We start from the raw sequence: 19,688 nt of genomic DNA, 5'->3' as shown, positions 1-19,688 counted from the left end.
CGCCGACATCGTCATCGCCGCCGTGGGCCGCCCGGAAATGGTGCCCGGAGACTGGATCAAAGAGGGCGCCACGGTCATCGACGTGGGCATCAACCGCATCGACGCGCCCGAAAAAGGTGAAGGCAAAACCCGCCTCGTCGGCGACGTCGACTACGCCAGCGCGTCCCAACACGCCGGCGCCATCACCCCCGTTCCCGGCGGCGTCGGCCCCATGACAATCGCCTGCCTCCTCGCAAACACCCTAACCGCAGCATGCCGCGCTAACAAACTACCAGAACCTGAAGGCCTAACGGCCTAATACCCTCAGGTCGGGTTGCCATTCGCTGCCCGACCTCCCGCGCTTCCAAAGAATTTGCGTCTTTTTATCCCTAGCGTCCGAGACTGAACGTAAACTGATTTGGTTTGACTGTTCGGTATTTCGTGATAGTTGTTTTTTTCCAGCGAGTTACAAAGTATATATGCGAATTACCTAGAGTGTTGTAGCTGGACTTTGGGGATTTGCGCGCAAAGTTGGCATGACGTCTAAGGCAAAGGCAATCCAAAACGTTTTCGGCCCGCAGCGGGTTGTTGCAGGTCTCGTTTTCCTTCCGCTATTGGCTTATGCCTTTCCTCCGTTCCTGGTGTCGGATCTGCCATTTGGTCTACGCCTTTTGTTTTGGGCCAGTGTCATGATGCTTGCCCTTACGGCGACATGGATTGCCCGGAAGCTGGTTCACGAAAACGCAGTGTCGCAGGGCCTACTGGCGCGCGAAATGGCGTTTGCCGGAGTGATTCTGGCGCTGTTCACCCCGGCGTTGTGGGTGTTGGCATGGGCATTGTTCACGTTTAGCGGTCAAATGTCCCCAGGGGCGCAAACTGTTGCCGTTCACGGCGTATTGCTTGCAACAGGTTTGGTTCTTGTTCATCGAAGCGATCTAAGTACGCTCAGGACGGATGAGCACATGCCCGAGATGCCGCGCATAGCTCGCCGTTTGCCAGCTTCGTTCAATGGCCAAATTTACCGTCTCACAGTCAAAGATCACAGCGTCGATGTTGTGACGTCCGAAGGAACCTTCACAATTCGTTCTCGATTCACCGATGCCATTGATGAGATGGAGCCGGTGCCCGGCCATTGCTCACATCGCTCTCATTGGGTGACTGACGCAGCAATTGTTGGCGTTGAGCGGGAGGATAACAAAACCTATCTGCGCCTGATTAACGGCGACCTTATCCCTGTTAGTCGCAAGTACAGACCGATGTTGGAAGCGGATGGAGTTATCTGAACTCAGTGAGGCATTGGGATGAGCCGCGGGTTCGCTCCGGTGAGGATCGCCATCGCCTCTGACCCCATCAAATCCGACAGCGCTTGGTCCGAACTGCGTAGCCCACCGGTGTAGGTTCCATATGCAGGCAGAATCAGCCGATCCTGGTTCAAGAGAAACGCAGGTCGCGAGATCGAGCGTCCTTTCGCACGCAATTGCGCCTTTGGGTGGAAATGGCCCGAAACCTCATGCTTCGCATCATCCTGTGCGATATGCCGAAAAGTAAGCCCCTCGTAGGCCCATTCGAACAAGTGGGTTCCGCCCAGTTCGATGGGGCCGGGATCGTGGTTTCCTTCGATCCAGATCCAGCGGCGACCAGCTTGCAAGGTTGTTATTTGTAACTTCTCGGGCGCTTCCAACGCTTTTGAAGCGTCAAGATCATCGAAACTGTCGCCTAAACACACGACCAGCTCGGCCCCGGTTCTGTCCAGATCTCGGGACAACCGGTCCAGAGTATCGCGGCTGTCATACGGGGGCAGGGCCAAACCGCCACGACGGATCAATCGTTCCGATTTACCTAAATGCATGTCGGAAACACATAAAAGCCGCTGGCCCGGCCACCAAAGCGCACCGGACGCCAAGGCGTGCAGATGCTGGCCTGCGAAGGAAAATCCAAGACTGTTCATGGTCCGTTCTTTGCTTGTTTCAGGCCCGCTTGCAAGAGGGTTCACGTCGCTTCCAGCCCGGCAACCTGTAACAGCCGGGCACTTTCTTCTGCCAGCAACCGTTCTTCCGCGGCGCCTTTGACCGGCACCTTGCCAACCTCCAGAAACAGCGGGGCAGCCAAGGGGGAAACCCGATCCAACCTTAGTAGATCGATCCGGTCGTCGATCCGGTCGATCAAGGCTTCAATTCGGCCAAAATCCACCAGCCCGCGCATAGCCTCTTCACGGGTGATCTGCATCAACAGGTGATCGGGGTCGTATTTCAGCAAGGTGTCGTACAGAATGTCGGATGAGAACGTGGCTTGCCGCCCGCTTTTGCGTTGACCGACGGTGTTGCGTTCGATCAGCCCCGCAATTGTGGCCGAGGCCCGGAACGTCCGTTTCATGACAGCATTTCCAGCAAGCCACGTGTCCAGACCGTTTCGCAATGCGTCAATGTGGAACAAAGGGCGCGGGTCGGTGACCGCATCCAGCCCCCAGATCAGGGTCGCATAGTCTGTAGCCACAAAGCCCAGCGGGGCTAGCCCGGTTTCTTCCATCCGTTTGGTCAGCAGCAGGCCTAACGTTTGCTGGGCATTGCGCCCGGCAAAGCCATAGACACACAGATGTTCACGCCCGTCATTGGGAAAGCTCTCAATCAGCAGCCTGTCGCGTTGCGGCAGGCGAGACATGTCTCGCTGTAGCATCAGCCAATCGGCGGTGTGACGTGGTAGTTGTGGCCAATCCGGTTGCGAAAACATGCGCAGAATCCGGTCGCTCAGTTGCGTGGATGTCGCGAATTTGGTGCCCGAGAAGGTTGCGATCTTGGGCTTTTTGTCGGCGCGGCGGCTGACCTCGACCACCATTTCGCGCAGCCCCTCATAGCGCACGATCTGGCCACCAATCAGGAAGGTATCGCCGGGTGTCAAAGACGCGGCAAATGCCTCTTCTACCTCTCCCAGTGGTTTGCCACCCCGATTGCGTCGTAGCCGAACTTTCAGCGTGTCCGTGTCCTGAATGGTTCCCAGATTCATCCGGATACGCTGAGTCGCGCGGGGATCACGCAATTTCCACAACCCGTCCGGGCGCAGCTGCAGTCTTTGCCAGCGGTCATAAACACGGAGGGCGTAGCCACCGGTGGCGCAAAACTCCAGACAGGCGTCGAATTCGTGACGAGACAGCTGAGCGTAAGGCCCCGCCGAGGTCATCTCGGTAAACAATGCCTCAGGGTCGAAAGGTCCTGCGGCTGCGGCGATCAGGATGTGTTGGCACAATACGTCCCGCGGTCCGGCCCCGCGCGGCTCACCATCCAGTTCATGCGCTCTGGCGGCTTCCAGCGCGGCAACGCACTCGACAACTTCAAAGCGGTTGGCGGGCACCAGCAGGGCCTTGGACGGGGCGTTGTAGCGATGGTTTGCGCGGCCGATCCGTTGCACCAGACGTTTGACGTTTTTGGGTGCACCAATCTGGATGACCAGATCAACATCGCCCCAGTCGATGCCCAAATCCAGGCTGCCGGTGCAGACGATCGCACGTAGATCACCGCGCACCATTGCCGCTTCGACCCTTTCACGCTGTTGCCGGTCGAGACTGCCGTGGTGAATGCCGATGGGCAGGTCGTCGTCATTGGCCAGCCAAAGATTACGAAAGAAAATCTCGGCCTGTGCGCGGGTGTTGTGAAAAATCAGCGTGGTCCTGTGCTGCCTGATTTGTCCCAGCACCGCCGGGATGGCATAGGCTGCTCCGCCACCCGACCATGGGGGCATTTCCTGCGTCTGTAACATCGAGATATCCGGATCAGGGCCTGGATCCGCCTGGATGATCTGGCAAGGGTCAGGATGTCTGGCCAGAAACCGTGCGATGGATTCGGGGTCTTCAACCGTTGCTGACAGACCTACACGCCGCAAATTTGGGGACAAGCGCTGCAACCGCGCCAGCGCCAGCATCAGCTGGTCCCCACGTTTGCTTTCGGCCAAGGCGTGGATTTCATCTACAATAACCCGTTGCACCCCTTCGAACATGCGAGGGGCGTCTTCATAGGACGTCAGCAACGCAAGGCTTTCAGGTGTTGTCAGCAGAATATGTGGCGGATCCGCGCGTTGGCGTTTCTTCTGTGTGGCCGACGTGTCGCCGGTTCTGTCCTCGATACGGATCGGCAGGCCGATATCCTCGACCGGGGTACGCAGGTTGCGCTTGATATCCGCCGCCAGCGCCTTGAGCGGAGAGACATAGATCGTATGAAGACCCTTGTGGTCACCACCGGACAGCTCGGCCAGGGACGGCAGAAACCCGGCCATGGTCTTGCCACCGCCAGTTGGCGCGATCAAAAGCGTTGCCGGGTCCTGCGCCCGGTCAAACATATCTTGTTGATGCGGGTGGATGGACCAGCCTTTGGCTGAAAACCAACGATCAATCCGTGCGGGAATCTGCGTCATGGACGCAGACTACCTGTCCCCTAGCCGAAATGGCACGGCGTTATTTGACGATTGTTTCGTCCTTGACGAACATGTTGGCCCAGGCCCGATCAATCAGCTCGGGGCTCATCTGATACGGAATACCTTCGAACTCGCAGATCGAAATCATCTGATCAATCAGGAAGATCGGCTGGTAGTTTGCGTAAATATTGTTGATCGTCGGGTATTTGACCTTCAGCAAATGCACCAACGCGCCTTCGTCCAGTGGGATGCCACGTTTGCGGGCCACCATGGCAAAGATCTTCAGGAAGTTTTCCTGGTTCGGGCCGTCGATCTTGATCTTGAAGAAGATCCGGCGCAAAGCGGCTTGGTCAAAAATCTCATTCGGATGGAAGTTGGTTGAGAAGATGACCAGCGTGTCGAACGGAACTTCGAATTTCTCGCCTGATTGCAGGCCGAGGATGTCCTTGCTTTCTTCCAGCGGAACAATCCAACGGTTGATCAACGCCTGTGGCGGTTCGGCCTGACGTCCAAGGTCGTCCACGATGAAGATGCCACCGGTTGATTTCAACTGCAGAGGTGCCTGGTACGTCCGCGCAGTTGGGTTGTAAACCAAATCCAGCATGCTGAGCGACAGTTCACCACCGGTGACCACGGTAGGTCGTTCGCACTGAACATACCGGGTGTCGAACCGTTTGCGACGACGTATACTATTGGGGTCGTCTGCCTCTTGTTCGATTGCTGTGTGAACGATCGGGTCATAAACGGTGATCACCTGACCGGCGTATTCGATGGCCATGGGCACATAGACATTGTCACCCAGCGCATCCCGAATGCCGTTCGAGATAGAAGATTTACCGTTTCCCGGAGGGCCATACATCAGAACCGAACGACCGGCGCTGACCGCCGGGCCAAGCTGATCCAACAAGGTGTCGGGCAAAACCAGATGGCCCATCGCCCCTGTCAGCTGATCCCGAGTAATCTGAATGTTTCGGATGGATTGCCGTTTGACCTGTTCACGGTACACATCCAGCGGAACTGGCATGGCGCCGAAATATTCTGACTGGCTCAGCGCGTCCAATGCACGCGCCTTACCGGCGTCGGTCAGCTGATAGCCCATCTCGTTGCCGCTGTTGGCGTTCAGTGTGCCGGTGGCCTCGAGAAGTTTCTGCTCACGTGCAATGTCGACCAGTTCCTGCGTTACTGAGCCGGGAAGGCAGATAGCTTCGGCAGTTTCTGAAACAGTGCTCGTGTTTTTGCGAAAGATGGTTTTGAGCAGAATGTCCCGCATCATCACCAGCGGGAGCTTCATTTCAACCAGCCCCTTTGGGGCAGGGGGGGCCATAACCGCGGAGGTCTGCATGTTCATGAGCGTTGCTCGTCTGTCCAGTTGTCAGGTCAAATGCCCAAAGCTGGGCCTCATGTCGAAAAACTGACCCAACTTTGTGGCGGGACCAAGGCAGCTACAAGGCGCAGTGGTGATAGTTCACGATCCGTAAACAGTGCCCAATATCAAATACATGGCCAATGCCCCAGCCAGAGCGAAGCCCATAGGAAATTGCTTGCCTCGGTCCCAGCTGTCCCAATGGGGCGCGATACTGCGAAGTTTGGTGTTTTTGGCTAAACGGTGCGTAATCACGGCTGCCAAAACACACGCTGTCAGCACCGCCGCCAACAACAGCAAATCCCCAAACCAGACAAATGGCGATGCTGCAGCCAGGAATTTTGCATCTCCGGCCCCCATTGCCCCGGCAGCATTCAAAACAATGCCCGCGATCAGAACAACAGGAATGTGCAGCAACTGCCAGAAATAGGCCGGCATGGACCAGGTGAACGGTCCAAATCGTCCGGCGCTTGCTCCTGTCGACCACGGTGGCAACACGAACAGGCCCACTATGGCGAACACAATGGCAAGTGCTACAACGGCGTGGTTTTTGATCCGCATTTCACGCATATCCGTGAAAGCGACATAGAAACAAATAGGCAGTACGAACGGTAGGAACCAAGCCGCTGCAGCCGCTGGCATGAGCATCAATCAGGCTTCCTCAAGCGCACGAAGCGAGCGGACCGCTTCGTCGAAATGCTGCGGATGCGTAGCGATGGCTTCGCGGAACAGGTTCTTGGCAGTAGTCACATCGCCCTGCTTGACCGCAGAAATACCCATTGTATTCAACAGCCTTGCACGTTCGATTTGCGACATTGGAACAACCGGAAGGCTGTAGTTTCCCTGGGCAGACCGCGCCAGAACAAGGTTGTTCTTTGCCGTGAACAGAGAGCTGTCCTGACGGATCGCATCCGAGAACAGGCGTTCGGCTTCGGCGTACTGGCCACGGGTCATCTTGGAATAACCCCAGTTGTTCATGACTCCGCCGGGGCGCGTCGTAAGCCCCACAGCGGTTTCATAGAAATGATCGGCCCGTTTCCAATCTTTCCGTGAATCTGCCACCAACGCCTCCAGTCGATACCGTTTGAAGGTCTCAAAGGTGGGTGGAACCGAGTCGAGTGTGGTTTTCGCTTTTGCCCAATCACCGTTTCTGACAAGTGCATCGGCATACTCGACCTTGTCGGCCGCATTGGTGCCCTTCATCGACGTCACGCGTTTCCAGGCTGCAGCGGCCTCGGTCGTGCGTTTTGCGCGGCTTAGGGAAATGGCAAGCCCACGTTGCAATTCAATCCGGTCGGGATTTTTGCTTGCTGCGCCGTGGAAATAGGTCACCGCCTCATTCGGGTCGGCGGAATTCAGCAAAACGTCGTTCAGGTTGGTCTCGTCAATGACATTCACTTCCTGAAGGGTCCGTTCTACTTTTTCCTCTTCGGTTTCCTTCGCGCAGGCAGACAGCATTAGCCCACATGCTACGAGAGACGGAATCAAGAATTGTTGGCGCATTTTTGCGTCCCTTACTGCTCTTGCCTCGGTGACTGGATTTTGCGCAGCGTGAATTGCCCGTCGCCAAGCTGTTCCAGCGTATATTCTTGTTCTTGCGCCGTATTATTAACAGGATTTTCCGTTTTTGCGAGTGCTAAGCGAAGATTGTCGCGGATTGCGTCACTTTCGCCATTGTCCAATGCGTAGGCGCGTTGAAAGACCTGGGCCGCTTCCGGGTACTCCTGGATTTCCAGCAGCAAAACACCAAGATTATTCCACGCAACCGGCCATTTCGGATTGTCTTCAACGGCACGGCGCAAAAGTGTTTCGGCTTGCCCAAGCCGCCGCAAACCGAGGTTGGCGGTTCCCAGAGAGGTCAGAACTTGTGTGGTCATGCCCTCGTCCAGTGCCGCACGCGTAAATGACTCCAGCGCAAGTTCGTATTCCCCGGCCGCCATCAGGCGATTTCCCACGGTGATATTGTCGGCGGACTGGCCTTTGAGATCAACTCCCGGGGCATCGACGCCTTTGCCCAGGTCGCCTTCTGTGCAAGAAGCCACCATGGTAAAAACCAAGGTGGCCTGAAACATACGGCGAGCCCGTCTGAGGGCGCGCCAGAGTCGTTGTCTCATCAGGTTATCACTTGCTCCCAAACTCCGAAATGACGTTGGCGGAAGGTCCGACCAGAATGACCAGTAGCGGAGGCACCGTCAGCATCATTGTGGCAAGTGTCATCTTGGTTGGCAACTTGTTGGCGGCCTCTTCCGCCCGCATTACGCGCTTGTCGCGCATCTCACCCGCGTAAACCCGCAGGGCTTCGGCGATCGATGTACCGAAAGTTGCCGATTGGATCATGACGGTCACAAACGAGTTGACGTCCTGCACGCCGCATCGCGTACCAAAGTCGCGAAGAACCGTGTTTTTGTCTTTACCCGCTTTCATTTCGTAGGCGACGACTTCGAATTCCTGCGCGATATCGGGGTAGGACGCCTTCATCTCACCCGCAACCCGTACAATCGCCTGATCCAGAGATTGACCCGCTTCTACACAGACCAGCATCAGATCCAGTGTATCGGGAAAGCCGGAGGTGATCGCTTCTTTCCGCTCTTCGACGCGGCGGGTGATCCAGTATTTCGGCAACATGTAGCCGGCGCCTGCTGGCAGAAGCACACGGATGAGCGTCTGTTGGGTCGTAAACTCTTGCCCGTTTGCGAAAACTGTCACCAGCATAACGCCGATTACAATTCCGATAATGCCCAGCGCAAACTGCGCGAAATGGAAGAACCGAACTGAATCTTTCGATTGATAGCCCGCCTGACGCAGCTTGAGCTGCATCGCGGACAGTTCTTCTTCGTTTTTGGGTTCAAGGAAGGTCGCGAATTTCTCAAGCTGCTCGTTGCGGCCCGAGTTCCTAAGCTGGTCTTTTTTTGATTTCTTCTGCTTTTTCGGGGCCGCGTTTGATCGCTGCAGTTTCTTCAGCGGATCCTCGGGCTGGCTCATCATCAGTGAGACAGCCACAAGAACCATGACCAATCCCAGGACGCCCACGATGATCAGAGGTCCGAATTCACCCAGGTTCTGGGTCAACATGTCGTTGATTGTGGTCAGGAATTCCATTGACGTGCCCTCAGACCTTAATGTTGGTGATGACCTTCATGACGATCAGATTCAAGGTCAGCATGAAGCCAACAAAGAAACACATCGGAATGAACCAGGGGTGGTCCAAAACGTCATCATAGTAGCCGGGATCTTTAACGAGAATAAACGCGAGGCACCCCAATGGGAAACCTGAGAGGAACTTGCCGGACCACTGCGCCTCGGCGGTGATCGCCTTCACCCGACGGAACAGGCGGAAGCGCGCACGGATAACCTGTGCCAGTCCGGCTAGAACCTCTGCCAGGTTACCACCGGATTGCTGCTGGATACCCACTGCAACGGCCAAAAAGCGCATGTCCTGCATGTCCAGCCTTTGTGCCATGTCCTTCAACGCTTCGGCCACTTCCCGACCATAGGCGCATTCGTCCGCGATAACGCCAAATTCGGTTCCAAGCGGGTCGGGAACCTCATTCGCGACAACCTGAATCGTTGATACGAACGGGTTACCCACGCGCAGCGAACGGACCATAAGTTCCACCGCTTCGGGCAGCTGTTCCTCGATCATGCCCATACGCTTTTTGGCTTTGCGATTGACCCAGGCGTAGACGCCGCCAACACCAATCGCCACCGAAAGGGCCGCCCGCAACGCGGTATCGGTCGCTGTACCGATGCTAAGCCCCATGAACGCGACCGCTGAAACCAGACACATGATCATGATCAGCTGTTTGGGCGAGAAAGCAATCGCTGCCTTTTGCGCCTTGTCTGCCAGCAATGAATACAGAGGGATGCTCTGTGATTTCATATGCTGCTGCATCTCCTTGCGCAGCTGCTCCAATACCTGTTCGCGCCCGACACCTTTGTCGAGCATATCCAGCCGTCGATTGACGCGGCTGTTCAGACTGATGGATTTGCCGAACGCTACAAGGTAGATCCCTTCGACCAGAAGTAGAACTCCGACGAAGATCACAACATAGATAAGTGCCTCCATGGGCAATTGCATATCCAGATCTCCTACACTGTGATTGGTTCGTAGATGGACGCAGGCAAGTCAAAACCCCACAGACGGAAGCGTTCCGAATAGTGGCTGCGTACGCCTGTTGCGGTGTAATGTCCGATGATCTTGTTGTCAGGCGTCAACCCAACGCGTTGAAAACGAAAGAGTTCCTGCATCGAAATCACATCACCTTCCATGCCCGTGATCTCAGTGATCGAGGTCATCCGGCGCGAGCCGTCCTGCAATCGGCTGGCCTGTACGATCAGGTTCACAGCCGATGAGATCTGGCTGCGCACAGCTTTGATCGGCATTTCGATCCCAGCCATGGCGATCATGTTTTCCAGACGTGAAATCCCGTCGCGGGCCGAGTTGGCGTGGATTGTGGTCATTGATCCGTCGTGACCGGTGTTCATGGCCTGCAACATGTCGATAACCTCGGCGCCACGCGTCTCACCTACGATGATGCGGTCAGGTCTCATACGAAGGGCGTTTTTTAGACAGTCACGCGGACTGACTTCACCTTTGCCTTCGACGTTCGGCGGGCGACTTTCCATCCGACCCACATGGGTTTGCTGCAGCTGAAGTTCTGCCGTGTCTTCGATCGTCAGGATACGTTCGGCATCATCGATGAAACTGGACAGGGCGTTCAGAGTGGTTGTTTTACCGGAACCGGTACCACCAGACACGATGATATTCAGGCGCGTGGAAACGGCAGCTTGCAAAAATGCTGCCATTTCTTCGGTGAATGCACCAAAATTGACTAGATCATCAATGCCCAGCTTGTCTTTCTTAAACTTACGAATGGACACCAGCGAGCCATCGACCGCAATTGGCGGAACCATTGCGTTGAAACGCGAGCCGTCGGCGAGACGGGCGTCAACATAGGGGTTTGATTCATCAACACGACGCCCCACGGCGGACACGATCTTGTCGATGATCCGCATCAGGTGCTTTTCGTCCTTGAAGGTAATGTCGCTGATTTCCAGCTTGCCGGCACGTTCCACAAAGATCTGCTGCGGCCCGTTTACCAGAATATCGTTGACAGACTCATCCTGCAGCAACGTTTCCAGCGGGCCGAGACCGGTGACCTCGTCGTATAGTTCCTTGTTCAGCTGGGTTCGGTCTTCACGGTTCAGAACGATGTTCTTGGATTCCAAGACTTCGCTTGCGATTGCGCTGATTTCACTGCGCAACTCCACTTCTTCCGCATTCTCCAGCGCAGCAAGGTTCAGATTTTCGAGCAATTCGCGGTGCAGATCGATCTTGATCTCGCTTAACCGTTCTTTCCGCTTTCGATCGCGATCAGATCCGGCGACCTCGGCTGACTTCTGGGCTTGCGGCTTACGGGCCACGGCGTTGGGGGCCGGTGCAGCTGGGGCAGCGGCGGTCGTTTCGGGCACTTTTGCCGGGGTTTGAACCGGCTGCGCATCGGATTGCTTCTTGTATCTTGAAAACACGGCGGCTCCCCCCTTGTGATGATGTTACGCAGCCTCGGCGCTGCTGCTGCCCAGGCTGTGAAGAGATTTTGCTAGCTTCGCGATTTCACGTCTAAGTGGATTCTTTGCTGCTGAATTCGCAAGCGGCAATCCGTGGTCGCCACTTTGCATGACCTGCTTGCCGCCATCCGGCAGCTGAAGATCAATTGCGACGCCCAGGCTTTCCCCCATGCGCTTAACGCGGCTTTTGCCATTAAGATCAGTGAATTTCGGCGCGCGGTTCAGTGCGAAACGTAGCTTGTTGAAAGGCAGCTCTTCTGCCTGAAGGGCCCGTTTCAGGCGCAGCGTGTTCTGGGCTGACCGCATATCCAACTCGATCATTGCAAAATACACATGTGCCGCCTGCAAAACAGTTTCCGACCACAGGATCAGGGTCTTTGGCATGTCCACGATCACATAGTCAAAGTTCTTTCGAGCCGTGTCGATGACACGCTGAATGTCTTCCGGTGTAATCAGATCCAAGGGCACCATGTCCGATGGCGCAGTCAGAACCTCAAGTTTTTCTTCATAAGTTTGAAGAGCTTGCGAGAAAACTTCGTCATCCATTGATGCGGTGTCTGACAGCATCTCAAACACAGTCTCACGACGGGGCAGGTCAAGGTATGTCGAAACTGTTCCGTATTGAAGGTCGAGGTCAATCAGGCAGACCGTAGGCGCGTCCTTGTCAGACACACAAGCAAGTTCCCAGGCCAGATTGACCGCGAACGTTGTGGCGCCGACACCACCAGCCAACCCGTGAACGACAAACAGCGCGCCTTCTTTCGAATCACCGGTGGCCTGAGCGGCGGATGCTACCTGTGTGGCGACAACCGGGTCGGGCTGCTTCATCCGTTCGATGGCTTCTTGCAGTTCGCCCTCAGGAAGAGGGTAGGGCACAAACTCATCAGCGCCTTTGCGCAACAATTGATGCAGAGATGCGGGGGTCACGTCCTCTGCAATCAGGACGACTTTGATCTTCTTCTCTTTGGCCTGACTGATGATCTCGCCCATCAAGGACAGGTTGTCCTCGTCTTCGCTGTCGATCGCCAGAGCTACGAATTGTAGTGAGTTTGCTTCGGGTTGGCTGAAAAAGGCCAGCGCTTCTGCGAAACCAAGATCGCCCCAGTTTTCACCCAGAGCAGCTTCCATGTCTTCGATCAGCAGGTCAAAGTTCTGAACATCTCGACTGATCGTACAGGCGAGGATTGCAGAGTTGTCGTCTTGTGGTGTCGCGCTTGTCATGCACACAATCCTCGTCGTGAAGGCCTGGCAACTCACACGAACGACGAACGCCCGGCTTGGTTTGCTGTCGCGCCTTTGCGGTCAATTCTGGTCGCAGATTTCCCAATTGTTCACAATTTCGCCGGTAAGTTGGGCAATAATTGGGCGCAAAAGAACCAATTGTAGGGAAATGGGCGACGATGCCGCCCATTTCGGGGGTATTATTCAGCGGCGTCTGTCGCTTCTACGTCCTGGATCGTGCTGATTGTGGTCGCACTTTCCACGTATTCGCGATAAACGAGCTCGGCGTACTTGCCGTCCAAGGTTTGTGGTTTTCCATCCACAAAGCCCGAGACTTCCGTCACTGTCCGACGGTTCCTGCGGTCCCGGTTAGGGGTTGCGACCGCTGGGCGGGTTTTGCCGAAGGATACGACGGCTTCAAGCCGCGATCTGGATATGCCTTGCTGAGCAAAGAAGGCAACGACCACCTGTGCTCGGCGCAGTCCCAGGCTTTTGTTGTAGCTGGTCGAACCGACGGCATCGGTATGGCCATAAACACGGAAACGGGCTTCGGGGAATTGCTTGATCCAATCCGCTTGCTGCAGCAAAACCCGCTGGGCCGAGGCGTCCAATTGTGAACTGTTGAACGCGAAGTTGATCTGGCTCGGCACATCCGCTGCAAAACGGCGACTTAGGATTTGTGCGTAAGTCAACTCGCCCGTCATGACCTGAGTGTTGTTCAGCGTTGCGTTTCCGAACGTGCCCTGATCAATCTCGTATCCGGATTCACGGGTACAAGATGCGGTAAAGGCAGCTGTAAGACCGAGTATGATGATCCACTTTTGCATTGGTTCAATCCTCCTGATCAATCTAGCACATAGCCGTAAGAGCTGCCGAAGTCCTGTTTTGCAACTTCAGACGCCCCGCCTGCACCGATGCGTTCAGTGCGTCCGACGCGACCGTTTACGAACAGGTCAAACTCGCTCGGCGGTTTGACGCGGTCAGTTGGCAGAGCAAGTGCTTCGCCCCGCGTCGGCGACACCAGATGTGCAGTGATGATAACGATGAGTTCGCTTTGAGCACGCTGGTAGTTTGAACTGCGGAACAAAGCCCCCAAGATAGGAACGTCGCCAAGCCAGGGAACCTGATTGCTCGCATCCGCGAAGTTGTCCTGAAGTAGGCCGGCGATCGCAAAGCTCTCACCATCACGTAACTCAATGGTTGTTTTTGCCCGGCGGGTGATAAAGCTTGGGACCGTATCGCCGTTGATGGTGAAATTTGAGTTATTGTCGATGCTGGAAACGGCTGTTCCGAGTTCGAGGTTGATCAAATCTCCATCGACCACACGCGGAATAAAGTCAATCTCGACACCGAAGGCCTTGTACTCGATCGCGACTACGCCGTCATCCTGTGGAACCGGGATTGGAACCTCGCCGCCAGCCAGAAACGATGCTTCCTGACCGGACAGTGCGGAAAGGTTAGGTTCTGCTAAGCTGCGGGCGAGTCCCTTGTTTTCAAGCGCTTCCAGAAGGAGTCGAACCTGCGTTGATCCAACGCCGAACCCAAACAAAATTGCTCCTGTGTTCGCCTGGGAAACTGGAATCTGACTATTGAACGCGCCGGCTAACGCCCCTCGATTGTTGAGCGTGTTGATCCCGCCGTCTACGCCTCCGCTGTTGACGCCGAGCGAAGCCGTTAAGCTTTTGGCAACGGTACGTTGCATTTCAGCGAACCGAACTTTCAGCATGACTTGCTGAACGCCGCCGACTGACATCAGGTTGGAAACGCGTTCGGGCGCATATCTTTCTGCCAATTCAAGCGCCCGGGCCAGTTTAGCCGCACTTGATACGGTGCCAGACAAGACGATGCCGTCATTGGCTGTGCGTACTTCGACCTGTTCAGCGGGAAGAATTTGACGCAACCGCTCTTTGAATTCGGTCACGTCAGGTGCGACGCGAACCCGAACATTGGCGATCAGATTTCCTGCGCCATCAAATAGTGTCATCGTTGTTGTGCCAGGTGCTTTACCCAACACGTAAATGGTACGATCTGAAAGCGACGAGATATCAGCAATGCCTGCGTTGGCAATGCTGAGCTCTGCAAACGGTTGTTCGCTTTCAACAACGATCGCGCGGCTCATCGGCACATCCAGTGTTTCCACCGTGCCTTTCTTGACCACGCGAAGAGTTTCAGCCCAGGCGGCATCGCCGACCGGGCCCACAACAAGCGACAACCCCAGCAGGGTTGCGCTGATCCAGGAACGTATTGTCATGTGACCTGCCTCTCCGATCACGCCTCGTTTTTCGGGTCTGATGCCCTATGATCAAGCAGACTGCGCGAATTCCGAATTTATTGCAATAATCAATGGTTTCCGGAATTTTCCTTATGTGGATAATAAGCAACAACTAAAACGAACAAAGCCGCGCAATACGCGCGGCTTTGACCAACTAACATCCTGAATTGGCGTCAATTTGTACAGGGAATCTCGGTCAACACGGTATCGCCACCACGGCGTGTTTTGACGGTGCAAACCTGTTCAGGCGCCTTTTTTGGTGCCGGTGCGACCTCTTTGATTCCAAGGAGCGACTTTTGGTCGACTTCAATGGTGGCCGTTGCGACTGTTTCTTCCTGTACGCCGACCAACGCCAGCGACAGGCGACCCGAGTTTTGTGCCTGGGCGAGCGCTGCGACTTGCTGAGGCGTCGCGGCAACGGTCACGGTGCGTGCAATCGTTACACCAGTCACATCCGAACCGGCGGTCTGATCAACGGCGATCAGTTTGATTTTTGGTTGAATCAGGCGTGTGATCTCGCCGTCGGCCCCTTCAATAGTTCCCCTAAGCGATCCAGTCCAATAGACATCGACATTGTCGCCCGGCCGCAAAAAGCCGGAGACGCCAGACGCTACGTCAACACTGATTGCAAAGGCGCGCATGCCTTTCTCAAGACGAGACGTTAAACCTGCCTTTTCACCGGGTTTGGTGATTTTGACAGCCAAGAGCGCTTCGTCTTTTTCCATGGTTCTCAGAACGTACCGATCACCATTGGCCACCTCAGGAAAGAGCGTAGTCATTTCAAGGAAGCTTCCTTCGGGAATGGCGTTTTCTGGCCAATCCACGATTCGCACGTCTTCTTGCACCAACTTCTCACCGTATTTCAGCTGCCGGTTCGAAACGATGACGCTGACTGTTGGAATCACTTCCACTTTCGCATTAGCCAAGGCTTCTTGCGCCGCCAAACGTTCCCGCGCGAGTTCGGCTTGATAAGCTGAGATATAGTTGCGCGCCATATAGACCGCTCCGCCGGCCAGGGCGATCCCAACGATTAGGACAAGTCCAAAAACTGCTCGCATGTAGGCACCTCTTTACTGCTTTGGCGGCACGTGTATCGGCCAAAGCAAAATGATGAAACAGCGTATTCTCTAAATCGAAATTGTGTCGAAAAATTGGACAAAAACGCGGTTTACGCGCTTCGATGCTATTTTGGCACCAAATTTGTTAGTCGGTATTGCAGTTTGGTGAACCTAATATGATGCAGCAGCGCAATTGATCATAGCGCCGCATCAAGTAGCTGAACGGAATTCGTACTTAGGCGTGCTGGGGTGTGGTTTATTGTGAAGTTCGGAAAGACGGTTAACCGCCACTGCCACCGCCACCGCCGGCTGTGCCCGCCGCCGTGAATCCGCCTCCGCCCGCGGCACTTGTGCCGGTACTGACAGTTGAGCCGCTCAGGGCAGAGTTTACGTTGCCGCTCAGGCCAATCGTTCCCGTCTGGATCATAAAATATAGCAAAGTGGCAAGACCGATTATCAACGCCGTTAGCACAACCCAGTCCACGGTTACAGCGCCGTCTTCCGACGCTTTGAAGGATTTGAAGAACCGGTTCATGTCTTGCCTTTCTGGCGGTACGCGGTCAGGCGCGGCCCGACGAGAAGTTGAAAATCGAGTGACGCCAATTTGGCGTTTTGTTCATATATTTGTGATCGTTTTGAGTGGCGGGAATTGGGCAAAACATTGATTTATCCGCCGTAATCCTGACTTATTAGGCGACAATCAAGTGGTGAATCACGGTATTATTCTCGTAGAGAGCGCTGTGGTTTCTGCTGCACACAAGCAACGTTGGGCTGCCAATAAACCTCCAAGTTGTCATTGATTGTAATACTGTGTCTGGTCAAAGGGATGTTCGGGCGATGTAAATGATCTACCGAAAACAAAATGGGCCGCACCCGGAAAGGGCACGGCCTCGTCTCCTTAAAGGAGAAATGTCAGGCTTAGTTGCTGGTGCCTGCGCCGGTGATACCACCCGCGGTGCCGTTGGTGTCGCCAGTGCTGATGGTTGCACCCGACAGAGCGGCGTTAACGTCGGTGGCCAGGCCAACCGCACCGTCAGAAATCTGTGTGTAAGCAACGGTGCCCAGTCCGATGACTGCAGCGGTCAGAACGACCCAGTCAACTGTTACGGCGCCGTCTTCGTCTTTGCGGAAGTTCTTGATGAACTTGATCATGTTATGTCCCTCCTAAAGGATCTAGTAAGTCTATTGAACCTCGGCGTCTTCCAGAGCTTCGTCTCTCAGTCCGCTCCCGTCCGTCTCGGTATGGATCAATGTTTGCCCTTCACGCGTGGCAGGAATTGGGCCAAACCCAGTTTTTTTGCCTTTTGGCTTAACTTTTTGGAGATAAATTAAGTAACTGTATGTAAATAAATGAAAAAAAATTCATTAACCAAAGTTGAAGCTTGTTGTAGCGATGCAAAATTGCGGCAAATGAGGCGAAACTGCCCCATTTCGCTTTGTTTTTCTGGCCTTGTGGGAAGATTCGAGGTTCAAATCGAGGAAAAGAACGCATGAGGCAGGCAGATGAATCTCCGGGACGCACTTATATGCGCCGGCGTGTTGGTGTTTCTGACATCAAGCGTCACGCCTGCAATCGCGACCGAAGTCGAACCGCGGGGGGTGTATAAGCGGATCAAGCCGCCGAAGCCCGGGGATCGCCCGCGCATCACCGTACAGATCACCGAAGAAGAGCACGCTGCTAGACCTTCTGCGCCCAGTACCGGTGTCGAATTGGCTGTCCCGGAAATCACCACGCCCGCAAAAGTCACTCCGCCTTCCGCACCGGGCGCTGGTGTCAAAGCGAATCCGAAAGGTGCATATAAAGCGTTCTGGGACAGAATCTCGCCTGAACTGGCCCAAGCAGGGTCTGGGCGGTTGGATGACGCCATCAATGCGCTTGCGGCAACCAGTGTAAGATCGCCGCGGCTGCAGACATTGCAAAACATCGCGCAAGAGCAGGGGATCGAGATCCTGCGGTCAACAGTTGGCACCAATGTATCACCTGCGCTGGTCCTCGCGGTCATTTCGGTGGAATCGGCCGGTCGTGTGGATGCGGTCAGCTCTGCCGGCGCGCAGGGCCTCATGCAATTGATGCCTGCCACTGCGAAACGGTTCGGTGTTCAAGACAGCCTCAAACCAGAACAGAACATCGCAGGTGGCGTGAAGTACCTGAATTGGTTGATGGGAGAATTCGGAAACGATCCGATTCTGGTTTTGGCGGGCTACAATGCCGGAGAAGGCGCCGTACGCAAACATAGCGGAGTGCCGCCTTACTCTGAAACCCGGGACTATGTGCCCAAGGTGCTGGCCGCGTTTCAAATCGCCCGGGCGCTGTGTACCACGCCACCTGATCTGATTTCAGATGGCTGTGTGTTTCAGACGTCAAACTAAAAAGGCCCGCCAAATCCGGCGGGCTTTTCGTTTTGATCACGTCTTCTCGGTGATTAGTTGACGATCTTTGCTTCGGTCGCGGCGCGCATTTCATCTTCGCTGACGCCGTCCGCCAGCTCGACGATCTTCAAGCCACCCTCGACCACATCCAAAACACCGAGATTGGTTATGATGCGGTCCACCACGCCCTTACCTGTCAGCGGCAACGTGCATTCTGTCAGCACTTTTGAATCACCATGCTTGTTGGTGTGATCCATAACGACGATCACGCGGCCCACGCCTGCCACCAGGTCCATGGCGCCGCCCATTCCCTTGACCAGCTTGCCCGGGATCATCCAGTTGGCCAGATCGCCTTTTTCATCAACTTCCATCGCGCCCAGAATCGCAGCTGCAATTTTACCGCCCCGGATCATCGCAAAGGATGTGGCGCTGTCGAAATAGGCGGTGCGGGACAGTTCGGTGATTGTCTGCTTGCCAGCGTTGATCAGGTCGGGGTCTTCATCGCCCTCGAACGGGAAGGGACCCATGCCCAGCATACCGTTTTCGGATTGCAGGGTAATGTCCTTGTCACCCACATAGTTCGCCACCAGCGTCGGTATCCCTATGCCGAGGTTTACGTACATGCCGTCTTCCAGTTCGTCCGCCGCGCGAGCAGCCATCTGATTGCGGTCCCAGGGCATTATGCGTCCTCCTTCTTGCGGGTGGTGCGTTGTTCAATGCGCTTTTCATGGCTGCCCTGAACGATGCGATTCACATAGATGCCGGGCAGGTGGATCGAATCCGGATCCAGTGAGCCGCGCGGAACGATCTCTTCCACTTCGGCGACGCAGATTTTGCCACAGGTGGCCGCCGGAACGTTAAAATTCCGGGCCGTTTTCCGGAACACCAGATTGCCCGTATCGTCCGCCTTCCACGCTTTGACGATGGCGAGGTCTGCGAAGATACCTTCTTCAAGGACATAGGTCTCACCGTTGAAGTCCTTATGTTCTTTCCCGTCCGCAATCACCGTGCCCACACCGGTCTTGGTGTAGAAGCCAGGAATACCTGCGCCACCGGCGCGCATGCGTTCAGCCAGGGTGCCCTGTGGGTTGAACTCCAATTCCAACTCGCCGCTCAGGTACTGGCGCATGAATTCGGCGTTCTCGCCGACATAAGAGCTGATCATCTTCTTGACCTGCTTGGTCTGCAGCAAGATGCCGATCCCGAAATCATCGACACCGGCGTTATTGGACGCAAATGTCAGGTCCTGAGTGCCCGCGTCCTTGATTGCGTCCAGCAGCAGTTCGGGAATGCCGCACAGGCCGAATCCGCCAGCAGCGATGAACATGCCGTCATGCAGCAGCCCGTCGAGCGCTTCGGCGGCATTGGCATAGACTTTCTTCATGGAAAACTCCCCCAATGACATGGTGATGGGCAGGTTGTGCCGCCACGTCACGGGGAAGTCAATGAAACCAAG

General features: G+C 55.3%; 19 protein-coding genes and 1 pseudogene. 3 read left to right on the top strand and 17 right to left on the bottom strand.

The genetic code is table 11. The features are described 5' to 3' along the window. Nucleotides 1-298 (top strand): annotated as a pseudogene (locus tag D9K61_RS11845) (bifunctional methylenetetrahydrofolate dehydrogenase/methenyltetrahydrofolate cyclohydrolase); the annotation flags it as partial. A gap of 217 nt (nucleotides 299-515) precedes the next feature. Further along, complete coding sequence (locus D9K61_RS11840; protein WP_120633449.1) at nucleotides 516-1,262, top strand: LytTR family DNA-binding domain-containing protein; 747 nt, start codon at nucleotides 516-518, stop codon at nucleotides 1,260-1,262. Nucleotides 1,263-1,264: 2 nt separating this feature from the next. On the opposite strand, the gene pdeM is transcribed toward D9K61_RS11840, so the two are convergent. From pdeM to D9K61_RS11765, 15 genes are all read right to left on the bottom strand, one after another. Continuing rightward, nucleotides 1,265-1,927, bottom strand: coding sequence for a ligase-associated DNA damage response endonuclease PdeM (gene pdeM / locus D9K61_RS11835; RefSeq protein WP_120633465.1), 663 nt, complete (start codon nucleotides 1,925-1,927; stop codon nucleotides 1,265-1,267). Between the two features lie 41 nt (nucleotides 1,928-1,968). Continuing rightward, entirely contained in the window at nucleotides 1,969-4,380 is a 2,412-nt protein-coding gene (locus tag D9K61_RS11830) for a ligase-associated DNA damage response DEXH box helicase (RefSeq protein WP_120633448.1), read from the bottom strand. Nucleotides 4,381-4,420: 40 nt separating this feature from the next. Further along, complete coding sequence (locus tag D9K61_RS11825) at nucleotides 4,421-5,728, bottom strand: ATPase (RefSeq protein ID WP_120633447.1); 1,308 nt, start codon at nucleotides 5,726-5,728, stop codon at nucleotides 4,421-4,423. A gap of 117 nt (nucleotides 5,729-5,845) precedes the next feature. Beyond that, on the bottom strand, nucleotides 5,846-6,391 hold the full coding sequence (locus D9K61_RS11820) for a prepilin peptidase (protein WP_120633446.1): 546 nt from the start codon (nucleotides 6,389-6,391) through the stop codon (nucleotides 5,846-5,848). 3 nt (nucleotides 6,392-6,394) lie between these two features. Further along, nucleotides 6,395-7,246 (bottom strand): lipopolysaccharide assembly protein LapB, encoded by an 852-nt coding sequence (locus D9K61_RS11815; protein ID WP_120633445.1) that lies wholly within the window; start codon nucleotides 7,244-7,246, stop codon nucleotides 6,395-6,397. Between the two features lie 11 nt (nucleotides 7,247-7,257). Continuing rightward, complete coding sequence (locus D9K61_RS11810) at nucleotides 7,258-7,857, bottom strand: tetratricopeptide repeat protein (RefSeq protein ID WP_371688470.1); 600 nt, start codon at nucleotides 7,855-7,857, stop codon at nucleotides 7,258-7,260. A 7-nt stretch (nucleotides 7,858-7,864) separates the two neighbouring features. Next, nucleotides 7,865-8,842, bottom strand: a complete 978-nt coding sequence (locus D9K61_RS11805) for a type II secretion system F family protein (RefSeq protein ID WP_120633444.1) — start codon at nucleotides 8,840-8,842, stop codon at nucleotides 7,865-7,867. 10 nt (nucleotides 8,843-8,852) lie between these two features. After that, nucleotides 8,853-9,821, bottom strand: coding sequence for a type II secretion system F family protein (locus D9K61_RS11800; RefSeq protein WP_120633443.1), 969 nt, complete (start codon nucleotides 9,819-9,821; stop codon nucleotides 8,853-8,855). Between the two features lie 11 nt (nucleotides 9,822-9,832). Next, the gene (locus D9K61_RS11795) at nucleotides 9,833-11,272 is read right to left on the bottom strand and encodes a CpaF family protein (protein ID WP_120633442.1); all 1,440 of its coding nucleotides are present in this window, start codon (nucleotides 11,270-11,272) and stop codon (nucleotides 9,833-9,835) included. A 24-nt stretch (nucleotides 11,273-11,296) separates the two neighbouring features. After that, a complete protein-coding gene (locus tag D9K61_RS11790) occupies nucleotides 11,297-12,532 on the bottom strand; it encodes an AAA family ATPase (RefSeq protein WP_120633441.1) in 1,236 nt (411 codons plus the stop codon). Nucleotides 12,533-12,732: 200 nt separating this feature from the next. Then, nucleotides 12,733-13,359 (bottom strand): OmpA family protein, encoded by a 627-nt coding sequence (locus tag D9K61_RS11785; protein ID WP_120633440.1) that lies wholly within the window; start codon nucleotides 13,357-13,359, stop codon nucleotides 12,733-12,735. Nucleotides 13,360-13,376: 17 nt separating this feature from the next. Beyond that, on the bottom strand, nucleotides 13,377-14,783 hold the full coding sequence (locus tag D9K61_RS11780) for a type II and III secretion system protein family protein (protein WP_120633463.1): 1,407 nt from the start codon (nucleotides 14,781-14,783) through the stop codon (nucleotides 13,377-13,379). Nucleotides 14,784-14,977: 194 nt separating this feature from the next. Then, nucleotides 14,978-15,862: a Flp pilus assembly protein CpaB gene (gene cpaB, locus D9K61_RS11775; RefSeq protein WP_120633439.1), complete on the bottom strand. Its 885-nt coding sequence runs from the start codon at nucleotides 15,860-15,862 to the stop codon at nucleotides 14,978-14,980. Nucleotides 15,863-16,142: 280 nt separating this feature from the next. Further along, nucleotides 16,143-16,397 (bottom strand): hypothetical protein, encoded by a 255-nt coding sequence (locus D9K61_RS11770; protein WP_120633438.1) that lies wholly within the window; start codon nucleotides 16,395-16,397, stop codon nucleotides 16,143-16,145. 383 nt (nucleotides 16,398-16,780) lie between these two features. Further along, complete coding sequence (locus tag D9K61_RS11765; RefSeq protein WP_120633437.1) at nucleotides 16,781-17,014, bottom strand: Flp family type IVb pilin; 234 nt, start codon at nucleotides 17,012-17,014, stop codon at nucleotides 16,781-16,783. Nucleotides 17,015-17,365: 351 nt separating this feature from the next. Here D9K61_RS11765 and D9K61_RS11760 point away from each other — a divergent pair, with 351 nt between their 5' ends. Beyond that, nucleotides 17,366-18,232 (top strand): lytic transglycosylase domain-containing protein, encoded by an 867-nt coding sequence (locus tag D9K61_RS11760; protein ID WP_120633436.1) that lies wholly within the window; start codon nucleotides 17,366-17,368, stop codon nucleotides 18,230-18,232. 53 nt (nucleotides 18,233-18,285) lie between these two features. On the opposite strand, the gene D9K61_RS11755 is transcribed toward D9K61_RS11760, so the two are convergent. Together D9K61_RS11755 and D9K61_RS11750 are read right to left on the bottom strand one after the other, a co-directional pair. After that, on the bottom strand, nucleotides 18,286-18,912 hold the full coding sequence (locus tag D9K61_RS11755; protein WP_120633435.1) for a 3-oxoacid CoA-transferase subunit B: 627 nt from the start codon (nucleotides 18,910-18,912) through the stop codon (nucleotides 18,286-18,288). Next, complete coding sequence (locus D9K61_RS11750; RefSeq protein WP_120633434.1) at nucleotides 18,912-19,616, bottom strand: CoA transferase subunit A; 705 nt, start codon at nucleotides 19,614-19,616, stop codon at nucleotides 18,912-18,914. Before D9K61_RS11750 ends, D9K61_RS11755 begins: the two co-directional genes overlap by 1 nt. Between the last annotated feature and the right edge of the window lie 72 nt (nucleotides 19,617-19,688).

Source organism: Ruegeria sp. EL01, assembly GCF_900313035.1.
Lineage (GTDB): Bacteria > Pseudomonadota > Alphaproteobacteria > Rhodobacterales > Rhodobacteraceae > Ruegeria.
Note: the sequence above shows the minus strand (reverse complement) of the source record. Positions and strands in the feature narration are given on the sequence as shown.